The sequence below is a fragment of the Spirochaetales bacterium genome, assembly GCA_016930085.1.
Taxonomy (GTDB): Bacteria; Spirochaetota; Spirochaetia; order SZUA-6; family JAFGRV01; genus JAFGHO01.
Genome location: JAFGHO010000005.1, coordinates 41,954 through 54,991, shown reverse-complemented (window position 1 = coordinate 54,991; position 13,038 = coordinate 41,954). Strand labels below are relative to the sequence as shown.

Here is a 13,038-nt window from a genome sequence, read left to right as displayed (position 1 = left end):
GAGTTCAAGTACCTCCTCGTCCATTCCTTCGAAATAACGCCCTTGAGCTGGATGTCGGTCGGCTTTATCCAGTCCGTGATCGGCGGTAAACGCTTCAATTTCGCGTATCTCATTCCCGTCCAGAACCTCTTTTTCAGCCAGCAGCTGACCGGCAATTACGATTCTTCATTCGTCGGCCTGTACGGACGCTTCCGCCTCCCCTTTTCACTCGCCTCGAATTTCATCATGTATGTCGACGACTGGGACGCCTTTTCGAGCAGCAGCAAACAGGGGACCCCCTTCTTCAATCTCGATTCCGCCCAGAACAAGTTCGCCCTCCGGGCCGGCCTCTCATGGACGCCTCCCGGCACGATCCTGAAACGGATCGGTCTCGATTATCTGATGATCACCCCCTACGCCTTTACGCACTCAGCCAGATCCTCCGTCCCCTTTCTCAGCTATACCCACCTCGGGACCCATGTGGGGAGTATCCTCGAACCCAATTCGGACCGGATCAACCTCTCACTTTCCCTGACGCCCCTTCCATGGCTCGACTGTTCGTTCTCGACGAGGCTGATCCGGCACGGAAACGCCTCCGAAGGGCTTCCCCAGGGAACGGGAACGATCTATGACGACGGATATCTCGAGGACGGAACGGTGACCTTCTACGGTCCGTCGCGATTTCTCACCCAGGATGTGATCGAGTACGTCTTTCAGGCTGCAACCGATCTTTCGGCTACCTTCCCGCTTTCATGGGGGACGCTAACAGCCGGCGCCGGCTATACCTTTGAATATGTATGGAACCGGGAACTTATCGAGCATGACAACTGTATTAAACACAGTATTTTTCTCGAAACCAGGGTCGGATTTTAGGCGGCATGTCCGTAACGCTCCGGGACTATCAAAAGGAATGTCTCGACACGATCCTCGCACGCTACAAACAGGGTGTTCGAAAACAGCTGGTGTGCCTTCCGACAGGAACCGGTAAGACGGTTGTTTTCGCTTCTTTCCCGGATTTTTTCAGGATGAAAAAGAAGATGCTCGTCCTGGCCCACCGTGAAGAACTCCTCGACCAGGCGAAGGAGAAAATAGCGCGGGCGAATCCCGAACTCGCGGTGGAAGTAGAACAGGCCGGGCGTACGGCGGATCCCGGCTGCGATGTCGTCGTCGCGAGCGTCCCGACCCTGGGGAGAAAGGGCTCGGGACGACTCGGACGGTTCGATCCGGACGAGTTTTATCTCATCGTTGTCGATGAGGCTCACCATGCCGTCGCTTCGACCTACCGGAGAATTTTCGAACGGCTCGGCCTCATGGAAAAGGAGACGAAAAAACTGCTTGTCGGTTTTACGGCAACGCCGAAACGCGGCGACGGGGCCGGACTGGACAAGGTCTTTGATGAAATCACCTTCTCACGCAGCCTGCCGGAAATGATCGCCGGGGGGTATCTCGCACCTTTGACCGGCTACCGGGTGGAAACGGATATTGATTTGCGGCAGGTCAAAAAAAGGATGGGCGATTATATCGCCTCCCATCTTTCCCGGGCCGTCAATGTCGGGGAACGAAACGATCTGGTGGTGGATATTTATAAGAAATACCTCACCGGCAGGAAAACACTCTGTTTTTGCGTCGATGTCGCCCATACGCACAGTCTGGCGGATGCTTTTTCGAAGGCGGGAATCAGTGTAAGACCGGTTACCGGTGAAATGGACCGGGCTGAACGGAAAAAGGTTCTCCGTGATTTCAGCGGGGGCAGGGTAACCGTACTGACGAACTGCATGGTGTTGACGGAAGGTTATGACGAAGCGTCCGTCGAAGGGATCATTCTCGCGCGGCCGACCCGGTCGTCACTCCTCTATACCCAGATGATCGGGCGGGCGACGCGGCTTCATCAGGAAAAGGATAAGGCGACGGTGATCGACATCGTCGATGTCACCAGGGAGCACGAACTGGTTACGCTTCCCGTTTTATTCGGGTTTTCCGACGGGTTCGATCTCGCGGGAAAAACAACGGACGAGGTGGAGAAGGCCTTGCAGTGGGTGGCGGATAACCGCCCCTGGGTAAGGACCGACCTCGCCCTTTCATTGGACGATCTGCGCTACCGTTGCAGAAAAATCGATCTGTACGAACTCAGCCTTCCCCCCGAACTCGGAAGCTGCGCACGCTTCAGCTGGACGACTATCGGAAAAAACAGCTACGGACTCAACCTGACAAAAGGACAATCCATTACCATCGCGGCGACCATCCTCGGAAAATGGGAAGTCATTCTGCGTTCGCGGGGAAAGGATACGATTATGACAGCGACCGACACCGTCAGGCAGGCGATCGCGTATGCCGAACACCATGTGACCGAACATCGGCCGGACATTCTCCGGCTTGTCGATCTGAGGGGAAAATGGCGAACACACCCTGCCACGAAGAAGCAGCTTTCGATTATTAGTGAAAAAGGAATAGAAATTCCGGAAAACCTCACGAAGGGACAGGCTTCCCATATTATTTCGATGCTTTCGATTAAAAAGCAAAAAAATCAAAAAGCTTGACAAAATCAACTTTATTGGTTATATTTAGTCCGAAAGGTTGTTTTTAAAGTCGATGATTTCCGTCAATATACATGATGCGAAAACTCATTTTTCAGCCATTATTCGGGCTATCGAACAGAACGGCGAAAAGGTAATCATCATGCGACACGGCATTGCCGTCGCTGAAATAAATCCCGTACCTCACGGCAAGCGTACCGCCGTCCATTCCGAATTATGCAATATCGAGATAAAATACGATCCCACAGAACCGACCGAGGAAGAATGGGGAGATGTTTGAAAAAACAATTGTCCTCGATACATGCGCCCTTCTCTGGCTGGCAAACGGAAGCGATAAGCTGAGTGAAACCGCAAGAAACCAGATCGATCATGCATCGATTGTGTATGTGTCGGCAATTTCCGCGTGGGAAATCAGTCTGAAACACGAAAAAGAAATGCTTATCCTTCCGTTGAATGCCGAACAATGGTTTTCTTCCGTTATCGAAAAACATTCACTTGTGCTTTTCCCACTCGATGTCTCGATTCTTTGTGCCGCAAACAGACTTCCTCTCCATCACAAGGATCCGGCGGATCGAATGATCATCGCCACCGCGATAAGGGAATCCGCCGCTGTTGTCACCGCAGATTTTAATTTCAAAAAGTATGATGTTAAGGTGATTGTATAAAGACCATCGTCTGTCTTTATCGTTGGCCAATCGTGGTCAAGGCGCACCGGTTCCCGGATCCAACCCGGCGCTTGATCGACATCCGTAAAAACATATATAGTATCGTATATGATTTATTCGATTATCCGGCGGTACGGCATTAAAGCCGTCGTTGCCGCCATATCGATTGTCACCGTGGTCGTTTCCGGACTCATCACGGTTGTTTCCCTCTACATCGCATTCGGCGAATTCATTCTGATCGGGTTTCTTATTTCAACGATTGTTCCTGCACTGATCGCGCCGCCACAGGTATTCGTGTACCTGCACAGTATCGTCAAGCAGAAGCAGGTCGAAGACGAGTTGCGGAAATTGAACGCTTCCATGGAAGAGATAATCGAAAAACGGACGGAAAAACTCGAAAGCGCGCTAAAGGAAAAGGAAACCCTCATCAATGAAATTCACCACCGGGTAAAAAACAACCTGCAGGTCGTCGTCAGTCTCATGAAACTCAAATCGAAAAGCTTTTTTGACAAGCGGGACAAAGAGATCTGCAGGGATATCGAGGAAAAGATACGGGCCATGGCGCTTGTTCACGAACAACTCTACGGAGAAAAGAACCATTCAAAAATCGGACTGAAATCCTTTATCTCGAGACTGATAAGCAATGTCGTTTCGACGTACGAGCCGAACGCTAACATCGATATTGTTCAGGACACGGACGATGTTCAACTCGGCCTTGATGCGGCCATCCCGCTGAGTATCATCGTGACGGAAATACTCTCCAACAGCTTTAAGCACGCCTTCCCCCACGGGAACGGGGGCACCATTCATGTCAGGATGAAACGACAAGACGGAACATCTCTCATTGCCGAAATGTGGGACAGCGGTGTCGGGTGCGAAAACGATATTTCACAATCAATGGGGTTCAGAATCATTCACGCCCTCGTTCGACAACTCGACGGGACAATGGAAATCAACATAAAAAATGGCGTTCGCTTTGCGATAAGCTTTCCCATCTGATTTATACGCGTCCTTTTTTATCGAGCACCTTTCTGATGACGCGAAGAAGGGTTTCAGTTTTGAACGGCTTTTGAATTAATGACAATCCCTCTTCCGGGGTGATCGGCATTTGAATCCCGTTTTCACTGTAACCGCTCAAGAAGACGGCGGGAATGCCCGCATGTATATGTTTCAGCCTGTCGTAGACCATGTAGCCGCCTATTTTAGGCATAACCACATCCATCAGCATAAGATCGATTTCATTCCGGTTTTTCATGAAAATTTCGAGCATTTCTTCACCGTTTTGTGCCGTAATCACACGATATCCGGCTCCTTCAAGAACATACCGGATCAATGTTCTCACCTCATCCTCGTCTTCGGCTAAAAGAATGGTCTCGTGTCCACCGGTAGCCTTATCTTCCTTTTGGTCATCCGCCATTGTTTCTTTTATTTCACTCACCGGCAGGTAAATCCTGAATGTCGTTCCTTTTTCCGGTTCGCTCGATACGCGAATCAGTCCGTTATGCTGCCTGACGATACCGTAAACGGTCGAGAGACCCAAACCGGTTCCCTTCGTTTGATCCTTTGTCGTAAAAAAAGGTTCGAAAATATGATGCAGGGTTTCCGTATCCATACCGGCGCCGTTATCGGTAATCGCCAGAAGGATGTAATTCCCCGGTTTGATCGTTTCATCGGGTTTGATATCAGAGGCGGTCAGTTCGACATTGGCCGTTTCTATAGCGATAATTCCCCCGTCCGGCATCGCGTCCCTGGCATTGACGCATAAATTAATGATAATCTGTTCCATCATCTGCTGATCGGCATACACATCCTCAAGATCTTCATCCGCTTTGACCTCTATCATGATATGTTCGCCGAGCAGACGCTTCAACATCTTGAGAAGATCGTTTGTCAGCCTGTTCAGATTATGGTTTGCCGGCTGCAATATCTGCCTGCGGCTGAAGGCAAGCAGCTGACTCACGAGGTGTGTGGCCCGCTCCGCCGCCCCGGCAATTTCTTCAACAAAACCGTACTCCTGTTGTCCGTGTTCCAGAGACACCATGAGAAGTTCCGAATATGTGCGTATCACCTGCAGCAGATTGTTGAAATCATGCGCCACTCCCCCGGCAAGCCGGCCGATCACTTCCATTTTCTGGGCCTGCCTGAGCTGCATTTCAAGCTTTTCTTTTTCACCTTCACTCCTTTTCCGTTCGGTGATATCCCGGATCGTCGCAATCACCCGCCTTTTGCCGCTGATTTGTGAACGCTTGAGCGATACTTCGGTCCAGAAGTTTGTATTGTCTTTTTTCCTGCTTTGCCATTCAAACACGACGGAACCCCGACCGATCGTGTCTTTTATTTTTTGAACCGCGTGTTCCCGGGTATACTCACCTTCTCCCGAACTAAGATCCCCGATCGACAATCCCGGGATTTCCTCATACACGTATCCATACATGGACAACATGGTCCGGTTGACATCCAGTATTTTTCCGGTGTCGGCATCGTGGATAAAAACCGCTTCATTTGTCGCATTGAAGATATCGCGGTAGTGTTTCTCCGAATCACGAAAGGTCCTGACCGCAGTAAACCACGCCGTATTGAACCTTATGAGAAAACTCGAAATGGCGGCGCCGAGTATAATGAAAGTAATCACGGCAGTGATCCAGCCGGAGACCGAAAGGGTATAGGCTCCCGGATTGACCTGAAGCGGCAGTATTCCCGTCATGAAGCCGAGTGCGGCACCAATGATGAGTATCGTACAAAGAATAATCGAGATGACGGCATGTTTTTTACCCCCGCCGACGGCTGCTATAGCGATTGAAAAAAGCATTACCGGTATCCCCTGCCCCAAAAGGCCAAAGGCATACAGACCCGAAGACGCGAATAGAATCCCCGCAGCCCAAAGTATAAAAAGCCTGGTTTTAAAGGTCATTTTTCTTTTTACGATCATGGAAAACAATATGACCGACACCGAAACCCATTGGATGATGTAATTAAATGAAAATCCGTGTTCAATGATTCTGAGTGTTGCAATAAAAGTCCCGAGAATTATAAATAAGCTGAATACGCTAAAAAGCCAGTCAAATGACATTTCAAATTGATCCTGCGCATCGGTACTCATTCCGAATATACGGTTCGGGGATTTCTCTTTTTCTTTATCCGGTTTCATGCGGGTCACCATCGATTTTAATTTAATTATAATAAACGGATAATAAAAAATCCATAAAATAACATTAATCATCGGGAGAAAAAATGTAGTTTATCCGGTGAGACCGGTCCATGATTCAATATTTCCAGGGTGCGGAAATTTCAGAGAGGGGAAGAACGATTATTTTTTCATGCAGCCGATAAGCTTTATTCCCGGGGTAAATCACCCAAAGTCTTTCAAAGTTCACATCATCGAGGGCCGCTGACATTGATCTGGTCAGTTTTGGTGCATCGGCGTACTTGAATTCGCATCCCCAATTGTGTCCGTCATGCTGCCAAAAAAGGTCCAGTTCCGCGCCGCTGTGGGTCGCCCAAAAATATGCCCGGTCATCGGGTTTATTGATGCTTCTCCATACAGCATCAAAAGCAAAGCCTTCCCATGACGCACCCAACCGGGGGTTGCTTTGTAAAGACTTATATGACTCAATTGTCATCAGGGAGTGAAAGATACCGCTATCCCGAAAATATAACTTCGGGCGTTTTACCAATCTTTTCTTCGTATTAGTATAGCAGGGATATAGCAGCCGTATCATAAATGTTCCCTGCAGAATATCAAGATAATGGCGGACGGTCGTATCGGCTATGCCGAAAGAACGGCCGATTTCACTCAAATTGATTATATTTCCATGATAAAAAGAAAGCATCTGCCAAAAACGCCTGATCGTGTAGGCAGGTATTCGTATTCCCAGGGCGGGAATATCCCGTTCGAGAAAGGTTGTAATATAATCTTCCCTCCATTGGTAACTTGAGGCGTCCGATTCGGCGAGATATGAGGGGGGTAAACCGCCTCGAAGCCAGAGTTGCCGTATCTTTTCTTCTGATATATCGCCTGTCCTCAAACCGAACAAATAATAATAGGAAATACGGCCCGCGAGGGATTCGGAACTCTGCCTGATCAATGACCGGGAAGCGCTTCCAAGGATCAGGTATCGCTGTCCGGGATTTTTATCGACCAGATATCGCAGTAAAGGAAAAAGATCCGGTTTTCGCTGAATTTCATCAATGACAATCAGTCCTTCAAGATGTTCCAATGCAAGCTGCGGATTATCCAATCGGGCGAGGTCTCCGGGATTTTCAAGATCAAAATAATCGGCTGCTTCGAACTCCCGTGCAAGTGTTGTTTTTCCCGATTGTCTTGGGCCCAAAATCGCTGTTATTTTATAAGCGGATATTCTTTTTTTAACTTCCAGGAGATCGGTTTTTCTTGAAATCATTATCTTTCCTTGAAATCTCGGCAGTAGTCACCGAAATTTCAAGGTCAAGATTATCCATAAATTAAATATATGTCAATAGTATATACACAGAACCCATGGCATGGTTTTTCTCATATACTGTTGTTTTTAGCACATTAGGAGTTACAAAGACGGGCTACTTCTCTCCGTCAACCAGACGAAAAAATATTCTCGCCCCTTTTAAAAACGGAAAAAAGCCCGATAACGATGAAAAGGGGACCTTGCCGCCGCGCGGACGGAGGATCGATTCAAGAATTCTGTCGTATTTATAGACGGAAGCGGAGGAAAAGGTATCGATATCGGTATGTTTGGCAACATCGATTATTTCTTCGACCAGCTCGCGTATATCTTTCTTATCAAAGCGTTTTCTGAGATCGCTTATCTCGGTTTCGACATCCCGATATCCCCGCCGTATCTCATCGACAAACTCCCCGAATGACCGTTCCTTTATTCTGTCCAGATTCAGACTCAAAGCCGCACATTCGGCAAGGGAATGAACGATCTGCCGGTAATGCCGGTACTCTTTCGGAAGGACTTCACGTATCCGGGCCTCATTCGTGTCCGGGCCGCCGTCTCCGCTCCATTTGTCATCATTGAAAAAACCATTAACGGCATTTTCCGATTCAAGCCGGGAAGCAAGCGTCCGGCATAATCCGGGATTGTCACGGTAGAAGTACCTGATCCCCCCGATCTTTTCAAAGGTCTTCATCGTATCGAGGTACCCCAGAAGCTTGAAACGTTGAAAAAAATCCCTGCTGAAATCGAAGACCCCTCCGAGCTGAATCGAGTTCCTGATAGAGACTGTTTGTGTTCCGGTGATATCCGGTTTTTTGACAAACCCGATACCGGAAATATCGACCACGATGATCTTACGGTATCCCCGCTCCTTTGCCATTGAATACGGTATGTTGTTGTACACGCCACCGTCGATAAAGTGCTTTTTCCTGATTTTCGTCGTCTTGAAGCCGGGAAAAGTGGCGCTTGCAAGGAGGTAATCAAAAAGACTTCCCTCCTCCATCTGATCGAGAAACACCTCCACTGGCCTGAAATCATCGAGGTTGAAGGTAATGATGCCCAGATCAAGACCCCTTTTCCTTATTTTCCCTTCGTCGAGGTATTTGTTGAGAAAGACTTTGAGCGGGGTCGTATCGATACCCTTGTTTTTGATAACGGATTCCCTCACCCTGTCCAGTTTTTTCATGGATTTCCTGTCGATGACGATCCTTCCGTCTTTGACGAACTCTTCCGGAATTTCGATGAACCGCCGGATATCGATGTCATCGAGTGCCTTTTCCGCATTATTGAAATCACCCTGTGCTATAAAGCCGGCGATGAGTGCCCCGACGGAATTACCGATCACCGCGTCGATGGTGACGCCGATTTCACGCAATGCCTTCCAGACCCCGATATGATAAATACCCTTCGCCCCGCCGCCGCTTAATACCAGTGCATAACCCGATTGATGCATGTTTTTTAACCTCCGTTGATTTACTTATGATAAAGAAAAAAAAGCGAAGAAACAAGTACGTATAATTAACGATATACAGACAAATCGTCCGGTAATCATTAATAAATATAGCTGATTTTATGCACCAGGATAATATATCTACTTTACCTATTTTCAATTCTACGATAAGATATCCAGAGTGAAAATCTCTCTGCATAAAGACGTTTTCCGTATGGAGAAAGAATGAAAAAAATACGGTTTTTCTATAAACCAGTCATATTTCACTTGTTTATATTTTTATTACTAACTTTTATATCCTGCATTTCAACGAAGTACGAAAAAAAAAACCAGGACATTTTATTCTTCCTGTTTTGCACGGATGGGATATTACCTGTATCAATAAAACGCCGAAAGAACAACACATAGACATACTTAAAAAAGACCAAAACGGGTTCGTCCTTGAAAGAAAGAAAATCAATTACTTCAACGGAAACGGCACACTCAATACAATTCTCGAACTGAAAAACGATGATGTTGAAAAAAGCCAATTCACATATGATGAAAAAGGATCCCTTCGATATGTAACATTTTATAAAAATGACGAGCAATATGAATATAAGTATTATTTATATGATAAAAAGGATATTGTTGAGATAATCACTTTTGAGAAAAACAGTGAAAAGCCGACGACACGAGCGACCTTTGCATATAAAAATAATAAAACAATATTTGAAGTAAACGTATTTTTCTTTATAGACGAAGAGGAAACGTTGATGATCTACGATATTTATTATCTCGATGATGACGGCCGCCTCATTACGATCGATGAACTGGAACAAAATTGGAAAGATATATTTATGAAGCATATACTGATATATAATGATAATAATTTGTTGACAGATGAAATTTTTTATAATTACGGCAATTATTATGGAAAAGTTGAAATCACATATAATAATGATAACAATCCCATTGAGCTTATTTTCAGAGATAAAAACAATAGTATCACAAGCAAACATTGCATCCGCTATGTAGAATAACGTGTTAATATTTGGTACTATAGTTTTTTTATCCATTTGTACCTGAAACAAATCATGGGGAGCCATCATGAAAAAAATTATCGTACTACCCGTTTTTTCATTTATTCTTCTCTCTTGTCCACTTAAAGACGACCGTTACCTGCATATCAATCCAGGATTGTACAATCTTTCCGGGATCAACACGGAAGCCGATGATTACAATGCCGCCCCCCCTCCCCATTTTTATTACGCGCAGCATATCATCTATTCAACGAATTACGGTCTGTCGGGAAGCGATTTCGATATCTGGGAAGCCTCGATCAGGTTCGAAATCGACTATCCGGGAAGTTATGACGGAGGAGAAGAAACCGTCACCTTATCTGAAGCATACATTATCAACTCACGGATCGGCCCATACCTGGACGGCATCTACAACTCGGAATATACCGAATACGGTCCTTATATCCTCGACACGTATAGTGAACTCTTTCACATTAATTACCAAACGGATGAGGTCCTGACCGACCCCGAAATCCTCTACCTCCTCGCATCGAACCGCCCGGACGGCGGCGACTTCGACATCTATTTCATCAACCAGCAAGGTGATGAGCTTTCATCGTTTTGCGGCAACTCCGATTACGACGATTATTACCCTACCTATCATAAATCGACCGGCACCCTGTATTTTTCATCGAACCGCCCGGGCAATGACGATATTTTCGCCTACGCCAATCCGGAAGCGAAACCTATCGAAGAGTTTCTGAACGATGCCGTTAACGCAGACGCCCTTTCCGTGCCGCCGGGACTCAACACCGAATCGAACGAACGTTGTCCTTTTATCGCCGGCGATATAATGGTGTTTGTTTCCGACACGGCCGGTTCTTTCGATATCTATTACAGTATATATCGTGACGGAGTGTGGACGGCACCTGTGAATATGGATGAAATTTATCCCGGGATCAATACTTCTTCCGACGAATACCGGCCGTCTTTGTTCAGGGCGTATTATAACGACCGGACCGACGATAACGACGTCCTCATCTTCTCCTCGAACAGGGACGGAGGAGCCGGGGGCTTCGATCTTTACCTCTGCATTCTTCCCGCGGATGCATTCGAATAGATGAAACCGGCGGATGATTGCAATGAACGACCCGAAACAGCGTTTTACCGACAGGGCAAGTGATTATTCGAAATACCGCCCCTCTTATCCGGCGGAAGCGGTTCGCTTCATAGCCGACATATGTCGCATCGAAGCAAGCGGCGCAATCGCCGATATCGGTTCGGGGACCGGAATATCGACGGCAATCCTTCTCGAGGTATTCGCGCTGCCGGTTTATGCCGTCGAGCCGAACGATAAAATGAGACATGAAGCGGAAAGACGTCTGGGCGCCGATCCACTTTTTCATTCGATCGACGGAAGCGCTGAATCCACGACCTTACCGGACGACATCATCGACCTTGCCGCCTCATTCCAGGCCTTTCACTGGTTCGATCATAAAAAAACGAAACGGGAGTTCGAACGGATACTTCGGGGTAAAAAGTGGGTGCTTTTCGTCTGGAACGACAGGCAGACAGAAGGAACCGCATGTGTCGAGGGCTATAACGCGATACTCGAACAGCTTCCGGAATACCCTGCCTCGATGCACACGTCGACGGATGAAGCCGTTATTCGCCGTTTTTTGGGCGGCGGCAGCCTGATAACGGCCGGATTTCCCAATTCGCAGCAACTGGATCTCCGGGGATTGAAGGGAAGGTTTTTTTCCTCCTCCTACACCCCCGCAGTCGGGACGGATGAGTACGTAATATACATGGCGAAACTCGATACATTGTTCGAAAAGACACAGAAAAACGGCATTATCGAACTCCTTTACATCACACGGGTGTATCTCGGAAGCATGAACGGCTAAAGCCGGTCTATCGACCGGAGAAAGGCGGTAAAATGGACACCGACATCTATTATTTTACCGGAACGGGCAACTCACTGGCCGTTGCCAGGGAAATCGCTGAACGGACGAACGGAAATTTGATTTCGATCGCCTCGGTCATCGACGAACCCTCCATACACACAGCGGCATCGACAATCGGGATCGTCTTCCCGGCGTATCTGGCCCACCTCCACGGCATCCCGCTGATCGTGGAATCCTTTGTCGTAAAGCTTGCGGATATCGGGACAAAACACATATTCGCCGTCTGTACCTGCGGGGGCTACGAGCATGTCAACGCGCTTCCCACCCTGAAACGGCTGGCCAAAATCATCACATCCGCGGGAGGAAGACTGGGGGGCAAATTTTCCGTCCGGTTTCCGATGAACAACCTCGATTACGGCCACATTCCGGTTCCCATCGAAAAAAATCAGGAAGTGATCCTTGAAAAAAGCAGAGAGAAAATCATTGACATCTGCCGGCGTATCGTCACGGGGAAAAAGACCGGGTTCGGTTTTTTTCAATCGCTATGGAACCTGTTTATGACACCCATGTACCGGTTACTGCGAAAACCGTGTCTTTCGGCCCTGAAAAGATACGCAAAAGAGCCCGGGGCCGGTCCGTCCGATTTTCGCAGACTGATTTACTCCTCGGATAAAAGTATATATGCCGATGAAAAATGTAATGGCTGCGGCACCTGTGTCAGGGTATGCCCTGTTCGAAACATCCGGCTGATCGACGAACGGCCGGTCTGGCTTCATCATTGCGAAATGTGTTATGCCTGCGATGAATGGTGCCCTCAGGAGGCGATTCATCACTGGGGGAGGGCACCGGGTATAAAATACCGCCACCCCGACGTCACCCTCTCCGACATGTATGAACAAAGCAGGAAACGACGGCAGGGAACGCCCCTGTAAGGCAGCTTATACGCACATTGATGATTGTCGCTGTATATCCTGCCGATCAACCCCATGACATCTTCTCACGCAACTACCGGGTGATACTTTGACAAAACCTTTTTATTTTTTATAATAAGCCTGCATTGCGGCTTTTC

12 protein-coding genes are annotated in these 13,038 nt (G+C 47.7%); 9 read left to right on the top strand and 3 right to left on the bottom strand.

Features of this window, described 5'->3' with window-relative positions; translation table 11 throughout:
• From JW881_00500 to JW881_00480, 5 genes are all read left to right on the top strand, one after another.
• The coding region (locus JW881_00500; GenBank protein ID MBN1695964.1) for a hypothetical protein at positions 1 to 852 on the top strand (852 nt) is incomplete at its 5' end.
• 5 nt (positions 853 to 857) lie between these two features.
• Positions 858 to 2,516: a DEAD/DEAH box helicase gene (locus tag JW881_00495; GenBank protein ID MBN1695963.1), complete on the top strand. Its 1,659-nt coding sequence runs from the start codon at positions 858 to 860 to the stop codon at positions 2,514 to 2,516.
• A 52-nt stretch (positions 2,517 to 2,568) separates the two neighbouring features.
• Positions 2,569 to 2,793 (top strand): type II toxin-antitoxin system Phd/YefM family antitoxin, encoded by a 225-nt coding sequence (locus JW881_00490; GenBank protein ID MBN1695962.1) that lies wholly within the window; start codon positions 2,569 to 2,571, stop codon positions 2,791 to 2,793.
• The gene (locus tag JW881_00485; protein MBN1695961.1) at positions 2,786 to 3,178 is read left to right on the top strand and encodes a type II toxin-antitoxin system VapC family toxin; all 393 of its coding nucleotides are present in this window, start codon (positions 2,786 to 2,788) and stop codon (positions 3,176 to 3,178) included. Before JW881_00490 ends, JW881_00485 begins: the two co-directional genes overlap by 8 nt.
• Positions 3,179 to 3,286: 108 nt before the next feature.
• Positions 3,287 to 4,177, top strand: coding sequence for a hypothetical protein (locus JW881_00480; GenBank protein ID MBN1695960.1), 891 nt, complete (start codon positions 3,287 to 3,289; stop codon positions 4,175 to 4,177).
• A gap of 1 nt (position 4,178) precedes the next feature.
• On the opposite strand, the gene JW881_00475 is transcribed toward JW881_00480, so the two are convergent.
• From JW881_00475 to JW881_00465, 3 genes are all read right to left on the bottom strand, one after another.
• Positions 4,179 to 6,326: a PAS domain S-box protein gene (locus tag JW881_00475; protein ID MBN1695959.1), complete on the bottom strand. Its 2,148-nt coding sequence runs from the start codon at positions 6,324 to 6,326 to the stop codon at positions 4,179 to 4,181.
• 115 nt (positions 6,327 to 6,441) lie between these two features.
• Positions 6,442 to 7,578 (bottom strand): ATP-binding protein, encoded by a 1,137-nt coding sequence (locus tag JW881_00470; GenBank protein MBN1695958.1) that lies wholly within the window; start codon positions 7,576 to 7,578, stop codon positions 6,442 to 6,444.
• Between the two features lie 154 nt (positions 7,579 to 7,732).
• Positions 7,733 to 9,064 (bottom strand): patatin-like phospholipase family protein, encoded by a 1,332-nt coding sequence (locus JW881_00465; protein MBN1695957.1) that lies wholly within the window; start codon positions 9,062 to 9,064, stop codon positions 7,733 to 7,735.
• Positions 9,065 to 9,414: 350 nt separating this feature from the next.
• Here JW881_00465 and JW881_00460 point away from each other — a divergent pair, with 350 nt between their 5' ends.
• The 4 genes from JW881_00460 (at position 9,415) to JW881_00445 (ending at position 12,901) form a co-directional block, all read left to right on the top strand.
• Positions 9,415 to 10,083, top strand: coding sequence for a hypothetical protein (locus JW881_00460; protein ID MBN1695956.1), 669 nt, complete (start codon positions 9,415 to 9,417; stop codon positions 10,081 to 10,083).
• Positions 10,084 to 10,150: 67 nt separating this feature from the next.
• Positions 10,151 to 11,182 (top strand): PD40 domain-containing protein, encoded by a 1,032-nt coding sequence (locus tag JW881_00455; protein ID MBN1695955.1) that lies wholly within the window; start codon positions 10,151 to 10,153, stop codon positions 11,180 to 11,182.
• 22 nt (positions 11,183 to 11,204) lie between these two features.
• On the top strand, positions 11,205 to 11,969 hold the full coding sequence (locus tag JW881_00450; protein ID MBN1695954.1) for a class I SAM-dependent methyltransferase: 765 nt from the start codon (positions 11,205 to 11,207) through the stop codon (positions 11,967 to 11,969).
• A gap of 32 nt (positions 11,970 to 12,001) precedes the next feature.
• Complete coding sequence (locus tag JW881_00445; protein MBN1695953.1) at positions 12,002 to 12,901, top strand: EFR1 family ferrodoxin; 900 nt, start codon at positions 12,002 to 12,004, stop codon at positions 12,899 to 12,901.
• Positions 12,902 to 13,038: the final 137 nt, after the last annotated feature.

What these genes read in the sequence shown, in the direction of transcription:
- JW881_00480 (MBN1695960.1), top strand. Translation starts at nt 3,287, where the DNA reads ATGATTTATTCGATTATCCGGCGGTACGGCATTAAAGCCGTCGTTGCC.
- JW881_00490 (MBN1695962.1), top strand. Translation starts at nt 2,569, where the DNA reads ATGATTTCCGTCAATATACATGATGCGAAAACTCATTTTTCAGCCATT.
- JW881_00450 (MBN1695954.1), top strand. Translation starts at nt 11,205, where the DNA reads ATGAACGACCCGAAACAGCGTTTTACCGACAGGGCAAGTGATTATTCG.
- JW881_00475 (MBN1695959.1), bottom strand. Translation starts at nt 6,326, where the DNA reads ATGAAACCGGATAAAGAAAAAGAGAAATCCCCGAACCGTATATTCGGA.
- JW881_00465 (MBN1695957.1), bottom strand. Translation starts at nt 9,064, where the DNA reads ATGCATCAATCGGGTTATGCACTGGTATTAAGCGGCGGCGGGGCGAAG.
- JW881_00455 (MBN1695955.1), top strand. Translation starts at nt 10,151, where the DNA reads ATGAAAAAAATTATCGTACTACCCGTTTTTTCATTTATTCTTCTCTCT.
- JW881_00470 (MBN1695958.1), bottom strand. Translation starts at nt 7,578, where the DNA reads ATGATTTCAAGAAAAACCGATCTCCTGGAAGTTAAAAAAAGAATATCC.
- JW881_00485 (MBN1695961.1), top strand. Translation starts at nt 2,786, where the DNA reads ATGTTTGAAAAAACAATTGTCCTCGATACATGCGCCCTTCTCTGGCTG.
- JW881_00495 (MBN1695963.1), top strand. Translation starts at nt 858, where the DNA reads ATGTCCGTAACGCTCCGGGACTATCAAAAGGAATGTCTCGACACGATC.
- JW881_00445 (MBN1695953.1), top strand. Translation starts at nt 12,002, where the DNA reads ATGGACACCGACATCTATTATTTTACCGGAACGGGCAACTCACTGGCC.